A 16,898-nucleotide genomic window follows, 5' to 3' on the forward strand; every position below is an offset into this window, starting at 1 on the left:
CGTTCTCCGTTCAGGCCGGGACGGTCGAGGTCTTCACGCGCAGGGCCGGCACGACCTTCGAGGTGGTGCCGTCCTTCGCAAGGCGCTTGATTTGCATGGCCTGCGCGCCCGCGTAGGTCTGGAAAACGCTCCGGTTCTTCAGAATCGACGAGTCGTAATCCTTGATCCACGTCATAGCGAAACCGCCATTCGAGGTCGACGCCGCGAAAGCGGCACCGTCCGGCGGGTACGGGGCGCGAATGGCGAGGGTGAACGCATCGCGCGAATACCAGATAATCTCGTCCTCGTCGATACGGTTGTTCTCGACAACCGTAAAGCCTGACAGCGCGCCGACGGTCGCGTTCCGCAGCGCCGACGTGGTGCCCGCCTGGCTCGCGTCGGACAGGACCCGCGCGTCGAGAAGCTGTCGGTAAACGTCGGTGCCGACGGCCGCGTACATGCCGTTCGGCGACACGCCGAGGTCGCGCAGCGTCTTTCGGGCGGCGTTGAACGTCTTATTCGGGGCCGCCGGGTCGAACGCGATACCGACCGACTCGGGCAGCTCTTGCATGGTCTCGGCGACCAGGTTTTCAAGGTCCTCGACCATGCCGCGGACCTGGGGAACGGTTACCTGCCGCGTGAAATCGGTGACGTCCATCCGAAGCTGAAGATCGCTGATGTCGGTCGCCGAATAGACGTGCTCGGTCATGGTGACCGGAATCGTCTCCTCGGTGACCGTGTCGACCACGATCGGGGTACCGTCCTGCGTCATCTTCCGACGCCGGGCCTTCAGCGTCGCCGGCACGCGCACGTTAACCACCGTGCCCCGGCCACCGCCGAAACTGTCCTCATAGTCCCGATTCACGGTCGCGGCAAGCGCCAGGTCATCAGTGACCAGCGCGATTGCCGTCGAAAGGACCTGCTCGGGGATTACGAAATCGTGCGGCATTAACTACCTCTCGGGGGTCAGTAACCCCGCGCCGCGCGGGCGGTCGCAACGGGGTCGAAAGCGGGAGCGGCGTCGGCCGGCGCGCGCCCCGGGGTCGGGGCCGGGCGCGGCATTGCCGGGAGCGGGTCCGCGGGGGTCCGCGTCGCCGCGAAGTCGGCCGCGACCCGCTCGGCGCTTGCCTTGATCTCCTCGGCGGTCGCGCCGTTGACGTACGCGGCCAGGTGCGCGGGGACGCCCGCCGCGGTGGCGGCCTCGGCCCGTGCGGCGTCTAGGCGCGTGCGGGTCAGGTCGGCGGTCAGTGCGTCAAGCTGCGACCGCAGCTCGGCAACCTCGGGCGCGGCGCGCTGCGCCTTCAGCTCGGCCAGCTCGGCACGAAGGTTGGCGATTAGGCGCGTACCGCGCGCCTCGTCGTACGGGCCGTCGAGGGTGACCGGGGCCGGCGCGGGTGCGGGGTCGGTCGCCGGGGGCGGCGCGGACGGGGCGGGAGCGGGGGTCGGGTCGGACATGGGGCGGCCTCCTGTGCCGAATGCGCGGCACCTGTCCGCGCGGGTCTCAGAACTCCGCTAGGCGACTAGCGCAGAGCGGGTAGGGGATCGGGCCGGGCGACACGCGTCAGCCGCTCTCCGGTCGTCTCAGCGGGCGGCGTCGTACGCGCGCCGGAAGGCGTTGATCGCGGCGCGGCCGGACCTGCCGGCTGTCGCCTCGCGCCAAAGGGCCGCGTAGTCCCGGGCCCCGCCGGGCCACGGGTCCGACCGGCGGTAGACCGGCGCGGGCACGCACCCGCACCCGTCGTGATACGGGTCGTCGCCGCGGGCGGTCTCTTCGGACTCATAAACCGGGCCACGGCTCGCCAACATCGCGCAGAAATAGCAGGGGTCGCCGTCGGTCACCCGGGCGTATCCGAGCGCGAGGCGGTCCCGCCGGGACGTGTCGCGGATCGTGTCTCGCCCGGCGTCCGTGACGTGGCGAACCGCGGCGCGGGCCGTAGCCGCACGCGCTTGCGTCGCGGCCTGGGCCGGGGGCGTGCCCCGCCCCGTCAGGTACTTGACCCGAACGGGGCCGGTCACGAGAAGGGACGTCGAGAGCTGGGCCGCCGGGAGCTGCCCGGCGTAAGCGATCGGCGGGACCTCGCCGAGCACCCTCGACGCCTCGCGGTGGGCAACGTAGAACGCCCCCGCGAGGGTCGCCGCGGTGCGCCGGGCTGCCTCGATGATCTGCGCGACCACCTCGGCATAGACGGGCCACGTCCGGTCGAGGTCGAGCGGGTCGAGCAGGGTCGAATAGGCGACGGCGACCTGCGCCGCGGCCTCGCCCGACAGCTCGGATTGCAGTCGCCGGTATTCGTCGGCGACCTGATTAGCCGTCGGTGCCACCGGCGGCCCCCGGGTCGTCGCCGGACTGCCGGGCGGGCTCGGCCCGGCGCGCCAGCGTCGCCGCGAGCTGCGTCAGGCCGTCGGACGACCTCGCAAGCTCGCGCCAGCGCTTGACGTCCGTGTCGGTCACGCCCGGAATGCGCTCCCATGCCGCTTCGGCAGGGACCGACAACATCGTGACCATTTTGCCGAGCGCGTCGACCGTCGCCGCCATCGAGCGGGCCTCGGTATCGCGCCAGCGCACCTGGGATGCCGTGTCGCCGGCCGAGGCCGTGTCGCCGGCCGCGAACGCAGCGAGGCGCAACACCTGTTCCCAGCTCTCGCCGAAGATTGTCTCGTACTCGCCGATTTTTCGTTGCGTCGCGGCCTCGGCGGCGGCGAGCGCGTCGGCGGACAGGTTGACTAGGTCGCCGAGCAGCACATGGGGCGAAAGCTGCGCGATTGCGGCGAGCGTTCGCACGCCGGAACCGTAGGTTTCGAGGTGCCCGGAAACGTCGGTCTGGTCGAACGAACCAAACTTTGCGTCCGGCGAGTCTGTGACCCACAGGCGATCTACCGCGGCTTGGAACGGCTCGACCGGCTGACCGTAAAGCGGACTTTCCTCATCCTCGACGACCGGGATTGCAAGGCCGGTCGCCCAACGCTGTCGAAACGACGCGAATTGCAAGGCGATCAGCAGGGAGAAAACGGCCTCATTGATTCGGTCCTGTAGGACCAGCAGCGGCGCGACGATGCCGCGATTCTCGCCGTCGAGGCGGTCGCGGAACCGGACCCACGGCACCCGGCCGAGGTCGTGCGGCGTCGAGGTGACCACATCCAGCGACCCGCCGCGCTCCTGTGCGAGTCGGTGCACGGCCGTACCGTCGTACAGGTCGTAAAGCTGCGCGCCGTCGCTGGTCCGGCCGAGGATATGAAGGCCGTGAACGGGAAAATCGTCGTCGTCATCTTCGTACCGCGCGTGCGTCTTCAGCGCCGGAAGCGGGCGAATGCTCGGCTCTGCCGTGGTCCTCAGGACCCGCACATACGCCGCGCCGTATTCGAGCGCGCCGCGGTGGGCGATCGTTTGCCGTGCGTCGAGGCGGTTAGCCTGCCAGAACGCCCAGGGGCGCGCGTTCTCGGTCGTCTTCTCGGCGCGGTAGCCGTCGACAAACAGGCCCTTGACGTACGTTTCCGAGATCAGGGGAAGCCAGTTGGTAACCGACTTCCGCGCAAGCGACACATACTCCTCACGCGCACCGCGCGGGGCGTACGGCAAATCGTGATCGCCACGGAGGTACCGCGCGACCTTACCGGCCCCGTCGTTGCGGTTGCCGGTTTCCCGTGCGTGCTCGCCTATCAGTTCCTCGGCGAGGCCGGTAATACTGCCGTTAGTCGGCAACGGGCGGGCCCCCTTCCGAGGCGTGTAAGCGGTCAGAATCCGTACAGGCGGCCGGTCGGCTTCCGGCGCTTCGCTAGCGCGCCGTCGGCGATCACGCGCTGCCGGGCCATCACGGCGAGGAGAAGCGCGGCGAGTGCGTCAACCTTTTTCGGCGACTCGCGTGTCTCTTTGCCGAAACTCACGCCGTACTGATTCGGCCGGCGGCGAGCGTTCAGGACGTGCCGGCGTAGCCGTTGGTCTCCGTCGTGCGGGACCTCGCCGTCGACAAACGCACGGTGAAGCGCCTCAACGGCGCGGACGGTCTCGGCGCGATGGGCGCGCATGTCCCACCCGACGGCGTGACGGGTCGTCGCCTTCACCAACAGGCGTTCGCCGTGCAGCTCGCGCCAGCGATCCACGTCGGTTTCCCAATACGCGACATCGGAAAAGAACGCGACTACGTCGAGGGTGGCGAACGCGTAGTCAACCACGCCGCGAACGTCGTCTTGATTGACTTCCCACCCGACGCCGGAAGGGCCTTCCGGTTTTTCCCAGAGGCCGAGGAGGAACGCCGCGCCGTCGGACATTCGTACGGCGACAAGGGCCGTGCTGTCGTCCGTCCGTGAGCCATCAAACCCGAGCGTGACCGTGTCGGCCTCGCGCCACTTACCAGGCTCGGCGCGCTTCAGCGGGGCGAGGTCGTCACGTTCGTTCGCGTCGAATTCGTGCGGCGCTAGCCAGCTATCGGCGGCGGCTACAATTTGGTTCAAATAGAATCGCCGCGCCTCCTCGGGCGGGGTCGCCGGGTCGTAGACCTCCTCGGCGATACGCTCTAGGTCAACCCACAGCGAATCGCCGTAGGCCATTGCTAGGCCGTCCATGAGGGCGTCCCGGTCGGCGAGGTCGATCGTCCCGGGGGCCTCGCGGGAGTCGTACAGAATGCCGGTCGCGCGGGTGCGCTTTTCGAGCATCGCCAGATAGGCGAGATAGGAAATCTCGGCGACGCTGTCCTGTCCCGGCGCGTGCGCGTTCGTGGTCTCGATTGCGCGGGCCATGCCGTCGCGGCTCTTAGCGAGGTTGCGCCGGATCACGCGGGCGAGGGCGTACCCGCCGTTAGATTCGGTCCAATGGTGCGTCTCGTCCATAATGGCGAAGGACGGGCGCGCACCTTCCTGGGTCGAGCTGGACGCGGTAACCGGCATAATCTTCCCGCCCGACGGCGTGAAGATTCGCGTCTTACCAATGTCAAGGCCCTCGACCTCGACCAACGGTGATTGTTCGACCATTGCGCGAATCGCGGCCATTGTGTTTTCGGTCTGCGTCTCGCTGACGCCCGCAATCACGATCCACGGCGCGGGGTGCGGCTTGCCGACGGGCTCGAAGTCGCGGCGCGGGTCCTCATTCCGACCCTCGGCGCTCCAATGCGAAAATCTGACCGGGCCGCACAGCTCGGCCAGCGCTAAAGCGCCGAGGAACGGGCTTTTCCCCAGCCCTTCGCCCTCCTAAGGACGGCGCGGCGGTAGATAAAGCGCCCGCGGTCGTCGACCGCGTAAAACCATAAGACAAAGTTGAGCTGTTCCCGGGTAAGCCGATATGGCTCGCCGGCCTCGTCGCCATCGGGCTGAAGCAACCACGCCTCGACCCATTCAACGACCCCCCAGCCAAGCGTTTTCACGCTCCCGTCAAGCGGGAAAAGGGCGAGCGTGGTCAAGGCGTGTGCAGCGACGGCCCTGCGCGCTTCGAGCGCGGCGAGGGCGGCGAGGTCTGCTAGTTCGGCTTCCCGGGCGTCCGGCGCGGTCACCCGAGGCGGTCGCGCAGCTCGGCGCGACGCTCGGTCAGGGAGGTGACGCCCGCGGGGAGCGCGTCCGCGGTGTCCGCGTCGGTCTCGACCCGCATTCGTGCGCGCATCCGGTCGACGACCGTCGCGCCCAACCTCTCCTCGTTCATGCGAATCTCAGACAGCGCCGCGGCGCTCGGGCGACGCCAATACGCATCGAGGATCGGCGCGAGCGTGGCGAGTCGCCGCCAATCCGTCCGCTCGAAAGCGGCGGCCTGGGGAGCGCGTCGCCAGTCTTCCCACCATGCGGCGACTTCGGGCGCGAACGGACGGCCCGGGAGTAGGTCCGCCAGCGCAGGGCCGCGAACGGTCCCGTCGTCGGCCGGTAGGACGGTCTCGCCGTGCGTCGGTGCGTTGCGACGGCGTCGCGTCGCGTCGGGCTTAGGGGCGTGCATGGTGCCGCGGGCCACGGCGGGACCTCCTTTCGGGCTAGCGCGGTGGGATGCGTAAACTCGGGAACGTGAGCAGCGAGGCGCAAACGGCGACGTGCCGCGAACACGAGAACGAGTCAGGTCATTGGACCCTTACCGGGGCTCGGCTTTACGTCCATGAGCATTCGGGGCACTTTCCGGGCTGTGCGTTCGACCCCGCACCCCGCGAGTGCTGCGGTATGTGGTGGGTGCCTAACCCGCGCACGCACCGGAGCGACCGTCGATATGCGACCAAACGGGCCGCCCAGGAATCCGCGCTTGCCAGTGCGGAGCTATATAAGCTGCCAGTTCCACCCGCGCCGTATTTCTGCGAGCCCTGCGACGCCTGGTATGTGGCAGGGGATTTACCCGCATCGTGCCTTTACCATGGCACGCGCCGTATGTTCGCTAGTCGCGCGGCGGCGGTCGAATCCCTCGCAGCGCGCTTCGGGGGTAGCCCCCGGTCGCTGGCAAGGGCGGCAAGCCAGTGCCCTAAGTGCGAGCGGTGGTATGTGCCGCGGCGCGGTCCCTGTGCGGTGACCCCCGAGAAACGATGGTACGCAACGCGAGAGCACGCCAGGGATGCCGCGCGGCACACCCCACCGGGCGTGGCGTTCAGGGTGTACCCCTGCGGCCCATGCGGCGAATTCCACCTGACGTCGAAATAGGTGCTACCCCGCCAGCACCCGCGCCCGCACGGCGCAATCCTTGGCTTCGAGCAACTTCCGCAGGCACGCGGTCAGCTCGGGGCCGTCCGGCAGGGCCGCAATCGTGGTGAACGCCGTTGCGGCGAGCGGCGCGGCGACCGCGGCGAGGTGCGGCGGGAGGTGCGACGTGTCGAACAGGGGAAGGAAGTGTTCGGTATCCGGGTGGCGCGGCGTGGGCACCGGGGGCGGGACCAACAGGGGCATTGATACCTCTCGAAGGGGGTTACGGAATGCAACCGCGGTCGCTTTCCGTCACGACCTCTACGCCCGTACAGAGCCCGGGGCGCTATGCCGCTTCGGTTGGGGGCGGGGCGGGGGAGGGGGCCTCCCCCCAGGGTCACGCAGCGTGACGGTCAGCGCTTCACACTCGGTCACAGCGCGCCAGGATGGCGCTCGCTCGGTCGCGCACGCGCGGGCCGTGGCCGGCGGGCCTGTGCTGCCTCGCCTGCTGTCTTCCGGGCGTGGCAGTAGGTACACAGCGCTTGCAGGTTGGCTAGGTCGTGGTCGTCCCCACGTTTGACGTGGTCGACCTCGCCCGCCGGGGCACCACAGCGCGCCCCCGTGCTGAACACCGCCCGGCATCGGTAGCCGTCCCGACGCAGCACCCGCACCCGGCGCAGGGCCCAGTCGTGCGGAAGCCGGGCCCTACGATCGGAACCCTCCCACGTCACAGCTACGCCCCCAGGGTTTGAGAACGCCCCCGGGGCGCTCAACGCCGCATCCCGCGCCGTAGCCGCGGGTCAATGATCGCTAGCGAGCGGAGCGCACACCCGGGGGCGTGAGGGGAACCCGGGCGACGCACCCTCGCGGCCAGGTCCGCTAGGAGCGCACGTCGCCCAGGCGACGAAACCCGCGCACGTCTGCGCCCCGCGTCGAGCGCGGGCAGTGCCGTGTGCCAGAGCACAGAGGGCCAAAGGGGCGTACGTGGAACGGCCGAGAGTCGAACTCGGGTGCGCCGACGGTCCGCGTGCGGCTGTCGTCGGCGTCGAGACCTTCCCGTCCCGGGTGCATGCGGTCCCACCGCCGAGCCCGTCCCATAGGGCTCACGGGTCGTCGGCGGTGGGCATAGCGGGGTGAGGACGTGCTAGCGAGCCCTCACGTACTGCCTATGCGCCACGGGTGGGTGACGCGCGTCGAGCAGCCTGCCGGGCGCTGTCGCACGGCCGGCAACGGCGCTGCGCCCCGTCCGGGCGCGAGCGATCCGCGGCGAAGTCGAACAGGGGCCGCACCTCGCCGCAGTCGCCGCAGCGCTTCACAGCCTGCCGGCCGCGCCGGGCCCGCCGGGCGAGCTGGGCCCGCACGCGCGCGGCGAGGTCGGCCGGGTCGAGGCCGTGCGCCTCGGCGAGGTGCGCGGACAGGGTCGCTAGGTCGTCGGTCATGGTCAGTTGCAATCGTCGTCGTCGAGGTCGACGGGCACGATGACCGGCACGACCACGGGGACGCCGTCGCGGTACTCGGTCCGGTAGACGGACGGCTTGCTGACCGGCGGGGCGGGGCGGGCCGGCGGGACAGCCGGACGGCCGGCGGGCCGAGGTGCGGGCGGGGCTGGGCGAGGCACGACCGGGCCGGCGCAGGCCGGCGCAGGGTCACCACACGCGACCAGCGCGGCGAGGCTGGACAGCGCGACAGCCGCCGCGAGCATGGCCGCGCCGAGGCGACGGAGAGCGGAGCGGGTGCGGGACACAGAATCTCCTTAGTGATGGAAACGGGAAAGGCCCGCCCGGCGCGAGGCGGGGCGGGCCTTTCGAGGAGGCGGTTAGTCGGACGCGGACGATGAGCCCCGCATGAGCGCGGCGATGACCGTCAACAGGCCGACGACCAGGATCGACGGCCCGTAGCCGATGGTGGGCAGGTCGGGCACCCACTCGGCCCGGATCACGCCGACCGTGACCATGAATGCCCAGGCGGTCAGCATCAGGTACGCGAACAGGGCCAGAACCGCGGCGATGAGCTTCACGGGGCCTTCCCTTCGAGCTTGTCGGCGAACGCGTCCCACCACCGGGCCGTGATGTAGTGGTGAGCGGTGCGTGACTCCTCGGCGACCTCCCGCGCGGCACGGACGGCGTCCGGCGCGGGGGCCGGCGAGGCGTCGTCGAGCGGGGCGAGGTACTTCGGGTCGACGTAGCGATGAGCGTGGGCGATGTGCCCCGCCGAACCGTCGAGGGGCTTCACGAACACGTCGCCGTCGTCGTCCGGCGTCGCCCGGGTCAACCGAACGCGGGTCGCGCCCTCCTCGGTCAGCACGGTCCGGCCCCCGTCGGCGTACCGCGAATCCGGCAGCAACCGATACTCGCGGCCCTCGACCAACTCGACCGCGGCCGGCGCGGTCGCCGGGGTGTCGCCCAGCAGCCGCGAGAGGTGGTCGCGCAGCTCGCGCACGTCGCTTCGCCGCAACCAGCGCCACTCGCCGTCGACCTCGAAACGGGCCTCGCCGTCGCGGTCGAGCGTGTCGGACACCTGAACGCCGTTGAAGTCACTGACCGTCATCAGAACAGCCCTCCCGTCAAGAAATGCACAGACAGCCAGCACATGAAGGCCAGCAACACGAACCGCCGCGCCCGCGCCCACCCGGACGGAGCACGCATACCGCCGGGGTGCGTCGCCGTGCCGAACCACGCCCAGACGTGCTCGGAAAGCGTGTCGCCGGCCCGGCTGTTGAACAGCGCCATGCCCTCGACCGCGGCGAAGTACAGGAACCACACGACCCAGGCGGCCCACCACACGCCCAGGCCCAGGGACAGGCCCCCGGCGGCCCCGAGGAGGGCACCGCCGAGGGCGTAGGGGAGCGCGCGCTTCACGGCCGGTCACCAATCAGGAACTCGGCCAGCGCCCGCACCTCGAACGACTCGACCTCCTTGTCCGCCAGCAGGGCGGCGGCCTTCTCCCACGCGGCGACCCGCGCCGGGTCGAGCTGCGGGGCGACGTCGGTCAGCCTCGACGACAGCGCCTCGACGGCGTCGGGCGTGGCGGGCGTCGCCGGGGCGTCGTCGAGCGGGGCGAGGCCGGACGGGTGAACGCAGTTGCGCGTGCCCACGTACCTACCGTTGAGGCGCTTCACCCACACGTCGCCGTCGCTGTCCGGTCGCGCGTTGACCACCTCGACGCGGGTCACACCGTGACGCACCATGACCGACGGCGTCCCGCCCGCCAGCGTCGCCGACGGCAGGAGTCGGTACACACGGCCCGCCTCGACGGTCGTGAGCGGGGCCGGCGCGTCCCGCTCGGCCGGGTCGTGCGGCTTCAGCGCCGCGCGCAGCGTGGTCACGTTCGCCGGGGTCAGCGTCATGGTCTGTTCGCGGTCAGTCTCGGCGTTGATCGTGACCGACAGCGGCGCGCCCCCCGTCGACCGCGTGTAAACGGTCAGGCTGTCGCCGGTGGCGTCTTCGATGTCGGCGACCACGGACGGCCGGCGGTCACCCGTCCGGGCCGGACGCGGCGGCGTGAGCGCGTCGCGCAAGTCGGCCGCGGCGGCGTCGGTCAGGTACACGGCGACCGTCTCACGGGTCCGCGAGTCGTCGGCGACCACGCCGAACGTCGCGCCGTCGCTCCGTCGAGCGGTAAGGCGCTCGACCATGATCCGGTCGCCGTCGCGGTCCGTGTGACTGAATACCTCGGGCATGTAGGGCCTCCTCGGGACCTGTGTGGTCGGACACCACGCCTATGCGCCAGCGCGGGCCGGCTGTTCACCCCAGGGCCCCTGTTTTTGAGCATGAAAAAGGCCCGCCCCCGAGGAGGGGACGGGCCTTTTCAGGGGGTGTTACGGGCGGCGGATGACCCCGGTCGACAGGTACCACCCGCCGGCCAGGCTGAACCGCTCGCCGCGGCCGGAGACGAACTCCGCCCGGATGTTGTCCGAACGGTCGCCGATGCTGGTCACGCGGACCCGGTCGCCCGCGTAGAGCGAGGCGCAGTGCGGGAAGTCCTCCGTGATGATCGCCTCATCGCCGACGGCCCACGCGGCGGGGGCGGCCTCCCGGCGGAGTACCACCGCGTAGACCATGCCCGTGTGCCTACCGTCGACCGACGTGGCCCAGTACGCGTGCCGCGCGCTCCCGTCGCGCCGGCCCTTGTCGATGACCAGGCGCACACGCTCGCCGACCCGGAAGCGGAACCGACCGAACGCGTCGGCGTCGGTGACCACCGCGACGTCGCCGACGGCCCACGGGCGCGACTCCTCGCCCGGCGCGGCCTCGGGGTCGCCGAGGAACGCGCGGCCGACGTACTGCGTGCGGTAGGTCCCGCGGCCGAACGCGGTCCCCGCGCCGTCGACGTTGCACACCCGGTAATCGCCGTCGGGGTCCGGGCCCGCCTCGACCCGGACGCGGGTCACGTCCGACAGGAAGTAGACCTCGTGACCGTGCGACGTCTTCGCGCGCGGCTTCAGCGCGACGATGTCGCCGGGCTTCAGCGCGGTCGGCGCGACGGGCTCGACCGTCTCCGGGTCGCCGAGGAACGCCCGGCCGACGTACTGCGTGCCGAACGCCGCGCGCTTGCCGCCGCCGTCGACGCCCGAGCCGTCGACGCTGCGCACGACGAAATCACTGTCGGAAATCGCGCGCACGACCCGTACGCGGGTCACGTCGGGCCGGAAGTACACGTTCCCGCCGGTCGACGTCTTCGCGCGCGGCTTCAGCGCGACGATGTCGCCCGGCGTCAGCGGGGCCAGCGCGGGGGCGGGCGAGTCGGTCCGGCGCAGCCTGTCCAGGCGGCTCGCGCACGTCGCGCCGTCGGACAGCCGGCGCACGCCGGCCAGCGTGGAACCGACCGTGTACACCTCGACAACGTCGCCCGCGCGGAACTGCCGGTAGTTGGCCTTGAAATCCTCGGTCACCACGGCACGGTCACCACGCGTCAGCGGGGCCGGCGACGCCTCGGCGTCCGCCGGGAGCGGGGCGAGGTACTTCGGCAGGATCAGGTACCGACGCTCGGCGCGTCCGACCCCCTCCCCGTCGAGCGGGACCGCCCGGACGGCCCCCGAATTGGGGTACGGGGTCAGGTCGACGACCTTGACCCTCGTCACGCCGTCCCGGGCGGCCTGCGACCCGATGCCCGGCGCGGTCTCGGCGTTCGGCAGCAGCCGGTAGACGCCACCCTCGACGATGCGAGGGGCGGGCGCGGTCTCGGTCTTGACCTCGGCCGGCTTCCGTGCCTCGGCGGCCTCAACGACCGCGAGCGGGACCACGCAGCCCCGGTACACGTAGTGAGTGCCGCCCGCCCGGGGGCCCTCGGTGAACGTGATCCGGTAAGCGCCGTCGCCATCCGGCGCGGCCTCGACCGTGCCGCGGGTCGCGTCGCGCGCCGGCCACGTCCCGGCCTTGAAACCGACGGGCTCGCCGACCTCGGCCGTCCAGCCGTCGAGGCCGTACCGCTTCACCAGGAACGCGCCCAGGCGGGCGGCCTCCTCGGCGGACAGGTGGCCGATGTTGCGCCGACCCGACCGGGTCAGCTCGACGAACGTCCCGCCGTCGACCCACGCGGACGGCGCGACGGACAGCCGGCCGACGGTCTCGCCTTCACCGTCGGTGGTCGGAAGGTTGATGTACTCGCTCACGCTGCCTCCTAAGGCGCTGTGTTGCTCGGACACAGCGCCTATGCGCCAGGGCTGCGAGATTGTTCACCCGGCCCCACACTCTTTTCCGGGGCCCGGACAGAGACCCGCCCCGGGGGCCCCGGGGGAGGGGGCCGCACCGGGGCGGGGGTCAGGGGCGCGGGGCGCGGACCCAGGAAAGAAAGCGGTTGACCATGTCGGCCGGCGGGGTCGCGGGGGTCAGCTTGGTTAGCTGGTCCTCGGCCTCGGTCATCAGGGCGGCGAGGTAGACCGCGAGACCCACCCGGTTACCGCGGTACTCGGCGAGCAACGCCACCCGCGCGGCCCCACACGGCCACGGGGCCGCACAGCGCCGGCAGAGCCACAGGGGGCGCACCGGGCTATGTTCCGGGGCGGTCACCGCGCGGCCACCCGGGCGCGGGCGGGCGCGGGAGTCGCGCGCAGATATACCAGCCCCGCCCGCCTCACGAACAGCTCTCGCCGCGAGACCGCCTCGCCGCGGGCGTCAAGCTGGTAAACCTCGATCCACGTCCAGCCGTAATAGGTGTGCCGGTCGGTCAGCTCGCGGATCACCCGCACGATGATCGGGCGTACGAATTGCACACTCGCGGCGCGGGTCAGATGCAGCACGTCGCCGGCCTTGATCGGGCGCAGCGTGGGCGCGGTCACCAGCGGCCCCCGTTGGCGCGCCATTCCTGCGCCGGGGTCGGCCGCGCGCCATCCTGCCACCACAGAATCGCCGTCGCGTCGTTCCCGTGCCCCGGGGTCGTGCGCGGGGGCGGGACGTTGCTCGCTGGGGCCGGGGCGGGGCGGTCCCGCCGGTTGCCGGCCCGGTGTCGACCGCCTCGCCCGCCCATAGCACGCCTCCTGTCCGGTGGGGATGGTGGAAGGGGGCCGCCCGCTCGGGTGTGGTGCCGTGGAAGGACGGGCGGCCCCCGACAACCCCGGGCCCGATCCTGGTAACCCCCGGCCCGGGGCGTCATGGACCTACCCTGGCGGATAGTGACGGGACGCTAACACCGCGCTAAAGTGGGTCCGCCGGACGTCCAAAGAGTCCCCAGGGGAGGGCCGTGTGAACCACGGACTTATTGCCGCAATGGCCGAGGCCGGCGAGACCGCCGACAGTCTCGCTGGTCAGGTGGGTGTGGACCCGAAAACCGCTCAGCGGTGGGTCAGTCGCGGACGGGTGCCGCGGCCCCGGTACCGCTCGCAGCTCGCAGCGATCCTCGGGCGGGACGTAAAGGACCTCTGGCCGGACGTAATCCAGCGTCGCGAACCGGCGTGGTTCCGGCCGTGGGTCGATATCGAGCGCGAGGCGCTGTCGCTGCGCGCGTTCCACCTCGCGTGGATACCGGGGCTGTTTCAGACAGAGACGTACGCGCGGGCGACGTTCGCCGGCCAGGATCTACCGCCCGCCGAGGTCGACGACCTCGTCTCGGCCCGCCTCGCCCGGCAAGCGATCCTGACGCGGGAGCGGCCCCCGTCCGTGGTCGCCGTGATCGACGAACAGGCGATCCGGCGACCCGCCGCCGGGCCCCGGGGCGTCATGGCGGCCCAGCTCGCGCACCTCGCCGCGTGCGCGGACCTGCCGACTGTCCAAATTCACATTGTGCCCGCGGACGTACCGACGTACCCGGGCCTTGACGGACCGTTCACGCTCGCCGCACTCGCCGACGGCGGACGGGCGGCGCATGTCGACAGTCAGGCGCACGCGGTCATCGTTGACCAGCCGGCCGAGGTCGCTACGCTAGAACGGCGTTGGGAGCGCATCCGTGGCGAGGCGCTGCCACGGGGGCAGTCCCTAGACCTACTCACGAAAGCGGCAGAGACATGGACCTGACCCGGGCGCGGTGGCGCAAGAGCACGTACAGCGGCGGCAACGGCGGTGACTGCGTCGAGGTCGCCGACAACCTTCCCGGCGTGGTCGCCGTGCGGGACTCGAAGGACCCGAGCGGGCCGGCGCTGGCTTTCAGCCCGGCCGCGTGGGCGGGGTTCGTGGGCATGGCGCGTACGTCGCGCTAACCGGCGCAACGGAAAGGCCCCCGGGGTTAGCCCTGGGGGCCTTTCTCTGTGGGCGGGAGTGACGGAGTGCTCCCCGTAGCTACACTTCCCTATTCTCTCTCTAGAGACGACGACGACGACTAGAGAGAGAATAGGGGAGTGTAGCTACTGGGGTCACTCCGTCACCCCCGCGTCCGTCTCCCGGCGCTAATCCTCGGGGTCGTGCTCACCTTCGGCGGGAATCGCGGTCAGCCGCGCCGGGTCGAATCCTCGCCGCCCGCGCTTGCCGGGGCCGAGGCGTAGCAATTCGTACGCGTCGGCGAGTAGTTCGCGGCGACCCTCGACGTCGCGGGCGTGCCATTCCTCGGCCATCGTCCGCCCCGTCGCTACCCGGGTCACGACGGGCGTGCGGGGCGCAGACGCGAGGAGGTCCCGGTCACCCTGTAGCGATTGCAGCCGCGCGACGGCCTCGGGCGTGACGGCCTGGGCGAGTTGGGCCAGCGTCGCCGAAATCATCTCCTCGACCTCGGCTAGCTTGCCGTCGTCGGCGACGACTACTCGTTTCTCCACCATCGGCAGACGTCCGAAATCAGCGAGGAACATCGATTCTAGGTGTGCCTCGAAGGGGAGCGCCGACACGACCACGGGCGCGTCGCAGAGACCGCCCCCGGCCCGTCGCTGGCACCTGTAGGCGATTAGGTCTGACCGCCCGCGGCGACCGGCCGCGATCTCGGTTGCAGTGTGCGAGGCGGTGCGTCGGACGACGAATAGATACGCCCCGCACCCGCCACACTCGACCAGCCGCGAGGCGAGGCGGGCCGGCTTCCGTCCGCCCCGCTTCCGGGGGTCGGGGGACGGCGCGAGGGCCTTTCGCAGCTCGGTCACCGTGGGTAGGTCGAGCACAGCGGGGAACGGCGTCAGCGCCCGGCCGTCGGCGTCGCGCTGGACAACGTTGCCGACGGTTACGCGGCCTAGAATGTGGTCGCCGGTCAGGGATTGCCCGAGCGTGATCCGCGACCATTCGGGGGCGCGGCGCGGTTTCGGGCCGTGCCGGTTCATCCATCGGACCGTCCGGGCGAGTGGATCGCCGGCCAGGATGCGCGAGGCGCAGTCGCGCAGCGCGGCGGCCTCCTCCTCGGCCTCGGCCAGCGTCTTACCCTTGCCGTCGGGCGCGGGCACGATTCGGTATCCGTAGGGGACCTCGCCCCCGGGCCAGCGCCCGGCTAGGCGTAGCCGGGTGGCGCGGCCGGCGACCCGTTCGCGGGCACGCTCGCGCTCCTCGCGGGCCGCCTCTGCCTTGATCAGGAACATGAGGCGGAACGCCACCCCGCCGTTAGAGTCAACGCCCTTTGTGTCCATGAGGCGGACGGGCGGGCGAATGACTCGCCCGGTCGCCGGGTCTTTGCCTTCCTGAACGTCGAGAATCATCGCAGCGACGTTTAAACCCTCGCGGGTCATGCGGTCGACGTGATGCGCGACCAACACGTCACAGCGCCCATACCGGGCGTCATTGAGCCAGGCGACGAACTTGGGGCGGTCGCGCACCCCGCCCGAGATTCCGTCGTCAATGTGTAACGCGGCCTCCTCGAAGTCTTCCCGGGCGAGCAGGGCCCGGCATTCGGCGATCATGTTTTCAAGCGACGTGTTCGACTCGTCCGCCTGGTGCGACAGGCGGACGTAGATACTCGCGCGGGGTCGCCGTCGGCCGGCGACGGGCCCGGTTAGCGGAAGGGGCATGGCGTCTAGCGTACAACGCTCGACGTCTAGCGCGAAGCGCTGCCCGTCTAGCGTTTCGCCGTCGTGTGATGTGCGTCTAGAGGCATCCCCGTGCCGGCCGTCATCCACTGGGTGTCGCCGTCGGTGATGGTGCCGCCGCCGCCCTGCGAGTCCTGGTGGTCCATGATCCCGTCGATCATGTAGGTCACCGTCTCGAAGCCCCGGTGCGGGTGCCACGAGGTGCCCCTGGGCTCGCCGGGCGCGTAGTCCACCTCGCCCATCTGGTCCAGGTGCAGGAACGGGTCCAGCTCGTGCGTGGGCACCCCGGCGAAGGCGCGGCGGACCGGGAAGCCCTCGCCCTCGTACCCGCTGGGGGCGGTGGTCAGCCGGCGGACCGGCCGGTAGCCGGTGGTCTCGTCGAGCCGGGGCAGGCGGGGCAGGACGAGGACGTCGTCGACGGTGATGGCGGGCATCCCGAACTCCTTATTCGCTGGGGGTGGCCGAGGCGTCGCGGTCGGCGCGCAGGCGTCGGCCGAGCCGCTCGAAGACCCGGGTCAGGCAGGCGATCTCGGCGTCGTCGAGGTCGTCCATCAGGTGGTGACGCGCGGAGCGCAGGTGGTGCGGCGCGGCCTCGCGCAGCGCCAGCAGCCCGGCGGCGGTGAGCACCGCCTCGCTGCCCCGCCCGTCCTCGGCGCAGGGCTGCTTGGCCACCAGGCCGCGCTTGCCCATCGAGGTGATCTGGTACGTCAGGCGGCTGGGCGAGAAGACCAGCCGGCCGGCCAGCTCACCCATCCGCAGCCGTTGCCCCGGCGCCTCGGAGAGCAGCACGAGCACGTGGTAGTCGGCGAAGCTCAGCTCGCTGTCGGCCCGCAGGTCGTCCTCGAGCTGGGTGAACAGCCGCTGGCTCGACTCGATGTAGGCGCGCCAGCAGGCCATCCGCTCGCTGTCCAGGCTCTCCGTCATGCCGCAACACTAGCACTAGTTCAAAATTTAACAACATGCACCGGGGCTGGTTGATCGG

22 protein-coding genes and 1 pseudogene are annotated in these 16,898 nt (G+C 70.9%); 2 read left to right on the forward strand and 21 right to left on the reverse strand.

The window, feature by feature from the left end:
- Positions 1 to 10: 10 nt before the first annotated feature.
- The 18 genes from LPU43_RS01900 to LPU43_RS01980 all read right to left on the reverse strand — a co-directional run bounded on the left by LPU43_RS01900 (position 11) and on the right by LPU43_RS01980 (position 12,853).
- Entirely contained in the window at positions 11 to 928 is a 918-nt protein-coding gene (locus LPU43_RS01900; RefSeq protein WP_229398185.1) for a major capsid protein, read from the reverse strand.
- Between the two features lie 17 nt (positions 929 to 945).
- Positions 946 to 1,434, reverse strand: coding sequence for a capsid assembly scaffolding protein Gp46 family protein (locus tag LPU43_RS01905; RefSeq protein ID WP_229398187.1), 489 nt, complete (start codon positions 1,432 to 1,434; stop codon positions 946 to 948).
- A gap of 126 nt (positions 1,435 to 1,560) precedes the next feature.
- Entirely contained in the window at positions 1,561 to 2,301 is a 741-nt protein-coding gene (locus LPU43_RS01910) for a VG15 protein (RefSeq protein ID WP_229398188.1), read from the reverse strand.
- Positions 2,285 to 3,679 carry a phage portal protein gene (locus tag LPU43_RS01915; RefSeq protein WP_229398189.1) on the reverse strand — a complete coding sequence of 465 codons (1,395 nt, stop codon included), beginning with the start codon at positions 3,677 to 3,679 and terminating at the stop codon, positions 2,285 to 2,287. The genes LPU43_RS01910 and LPU43_RS01915 overlap by 17 nt, the downstream gene beginning before the upstream one ends.
- 32 nt (positions 3,680 to 3,711) lie before the next feature.
- Positions 3,712 to 5,001, reverse strand: a complete 1,290-nt coding sequence (locus LPU43_RS01920; RefSeq protein WP_229398190.1) for a terminase large subunit domain-containing protein — start codon at positions 4,999 to 5,001, stop codon at positions 3,712 to 3,714.
- A gap of 116 nt (positions 5,002 to 5,117) precedes the next feature.
- The gene (locus LPU43_RS01925) at positions 5,118 to 5,459 is read right to left on the reverse strand and encodes a hypothetical protein (protein ID WP_229398191.1); all 342 of its coding nucleotides are present in this window, start codon (positions 5,457 to 5,459) and stop codon (positions 5,118 to 5,120) included.
- Positions 5,456 to 5,905 carry a phage terminase small subunit gene (locus tag LPU43_RS01930; RefSeq protein WP_229398192.1) on the reverse strand — a complete coding sequence of 150 codons (450 nt, stop codon included), beginning with the start codon at positions 5,903 to 5,905 and terminating at the stop codon, positions 5,456 to 5,458. Before LPU43_RS01930 ends, LPU43_RS01925 begins: the two co-directional genes overlap by 4 nt.
- Before the next feature lie 671 nt (positions 5,906 to 6,576).
- Entirely contained in the window at positions 6,577 to 6,816 is a 240-nt protein-coding gene (locus tag LPU43_RS01935; protein ID WP_229398193.1) for a hypothetical protein, read from the reverse strand.
- Between the two features lie 167 nt (positions 6,817 to 6,983).
- Positions 6,984 to 7,283, reverse strand: coding sequence for an HNH endonuclease (locus LPU43_RS28855; RefSeq protein WP_373321630.1), 300 nt, complete (start codon positions 7,281 to 7,283; stop codon positions 6,984 to 6,986).
- 435 nt (positions 7,284 to 7,718) lie between these two features.
- Complete coding sequence (locus LPU43_RS01940; RefSeq protein ID WP_229398195.1) at positions 7,719 to 7,991, reverse strand: hypothetical protein; 273 nt, start codon at positions 7,989 to 7,991, stop codon at positions 7,719 to 7,721.
- 2 nt (positions 7,992 to 7,993) lie between these two features.
- Complete coding sequence (locus tag LPU43_RS01945) at positions 7,994 to 8,296, reverse strand: hypothetical protein (protein ID WP_229398197.1); 303 nt, start codon at positions 8,294 to 8,296, stop codon at positions 7,994 to 7,996.
- Positions 8,297 to 8,368: 72 nt separating this feature from the next.
- Positions 8,369 to 8,569: a hypothetical protein gene (locus tag LPU43_RS01950; RefSeq protein ID WP_229398199.1), complete on the reverse strand. Its 201-nt coding sequence runs from the start codon at positions 8,567 to 8,569 to the stop codon at positions 8,369 to 8,371.
- Complete coding sequence (locus tag LPU43_RS01955) at positions 8,566 to 9,099, reverse strand: hypothetical protein (protein ID WP_229398201.1); 534 nt, start codon at positions 9,097 to 9,099, stop codon at positions 8,566 to 8,568. The genes LPU43_RS01950 and LPU43_RS01955 overlap by 4 nt, the downstream gene beginning before the upstream one ends.
- Positions 9,099 to 9,410, reverse strand: a complete 312-nt coding sequence (locus LPU43_RS01960; protein WP_229398203.1) for a hypothetical protein — start codon at positions 9,408 to 9,410, stop codon at positions 9,099 to 9,101. Before LPU43_RS01960 ends, LPU43_RS01955 begins: the two co-directional genes overlap by 1 nt.
- Positions 9,407 to 10,231, reverse strand: coding sequence for a hypothetical protein (locus LPU43_RS01965; RefSeq protein WP_229398205.1), 825 nt, complete (start codon positions 10,229 to 10,231; stop codon positions 9,407 to 9,409). Before LPU43_RS01965 ends, LPU43_RS01960 begins: the two co-directional genes overlap by 4 nt.
- A gap of 138 nt (positions 10,232 to 10,369) precedes the next feature.
- Positions 10,370 to 12,163, reverse strand: a complete 1,794-nt coding sequence (locus LPU43_RS01970) for a hypothetical protein (protein WP_229398207.1) — start codon at positions 12,161 to 12,163, stop codon at positions 10,370 to 10,372.
- A gap of 148 nt (positions 12,164 to 12,311) precedes the next feature.
- Positions 12,312 to 12,536, reverse strand: coding sequence for a flavin reductase (locus tag LPU43_RS01975; protein ID WP_229398209.1), 225 nt, complete (start codon positions 12,534 to 12,536; stop codon positions 12,312 to 12,314).
- Positions 12,537 to 12,556: 20 nt separating this feature from the next.
- Positions 12,557 to 12,853, reverse strand: coding sequence for a hypothetical protein (locus tag LPU43_RS01980; protein WP_373321640.1), 297 nt, complete (start codon positions 12,851 to 12,853; stop codon positions 12,557 to 12,559).
- 379 nt (positions 12,854 to 13,232) lie between these two features.
- On the opposite strand from LPU43_RS01980, the gene LPU43_RS01985 reads away from it, so the two are divergent.
- Complete coding sequence (locus LPU43_RS01985) at positions 13,233 to 14,000, forward strand: DUF5753 domain-containing protein (protein ID WP_229398211.1); 768 nt, start codon at positions 13,233 to 13,235, stop codon at positions 13,998 to 14,000.
- On the forward strand, positions 13,991 to 14,182 hold the full coding sequence (locus tag LPU43_RS01990) for a DUF397 domain-containing protein (RefSeq protein ID WP_229398213.1): 192 nt from the start codon (positions 13,991 to 13,993) through the stop codon (positions 14,180 to 14,182). The genes LPU43_RS01985 and LPU43_RS01990 overlap by 10 nt, the downstream gene beginning before the upstream one ends.
- 186 nt (positions 14,183 to 14,368) lie before the next feature.
- On the opposite strand, the gene LPU43_RS01995 is transcribed toward LPU43_RS01990, so the two are convergent.
- The 3 genes and pseudogenes from LPU43_RS01995 to LPU43_RS02005 all read right to left on the reverse strand — a co-directional run bounded on the left by LPU43_RS01995 (position 14,369) and on the right by LPU43_RS02005 (position 16,840).
- On the reverse strand, positions 14,369 to 15,898 hold the full coding sequence (locus LPU43_RS01995) for a recombinase family protein (RefSeq protein ID WP_229398215.1): 1,530 nt from the start codon (positions 15,896 to 15,898) through the stop codon (positions 14,369 to 14,371).
- Positions 15,899 to 15,981: 83 nt separating this feature from the next.
- Positions 15,982 to 16,350, reverse strand: a pseudogene (locus LPU43_RS02000) (pirin family protein); the annotation flags it as partial.
- A 10-nt stretch (positions 16,351 to 16,360) separates the two neighbouring features.
- On the reverse strand, positions 16,361 to 16,840 hold the full coding sequence (locus LPU43_RS02005) for a MarR family winged helix-turn-helix transcriptional regulator (protein ID WP_229398217.1): 480 nt from the start codon (positions 16,838 to 16,840) through the stop codon (positions 16,361 to 16,363).
- Positions 16,841 to 16,898 lie beyond the last annotated feature (58 nt).

Origin of the sequence: Micromonospora okii, assembly GCF_020884795.1 — a bacterium.
Classification (GTDB): Bacteria; Actinomycetota; Actinomycetes; order Mycobacteriales; family Micromonosporaceae; genus Micromonospora; species Micromonospora okii.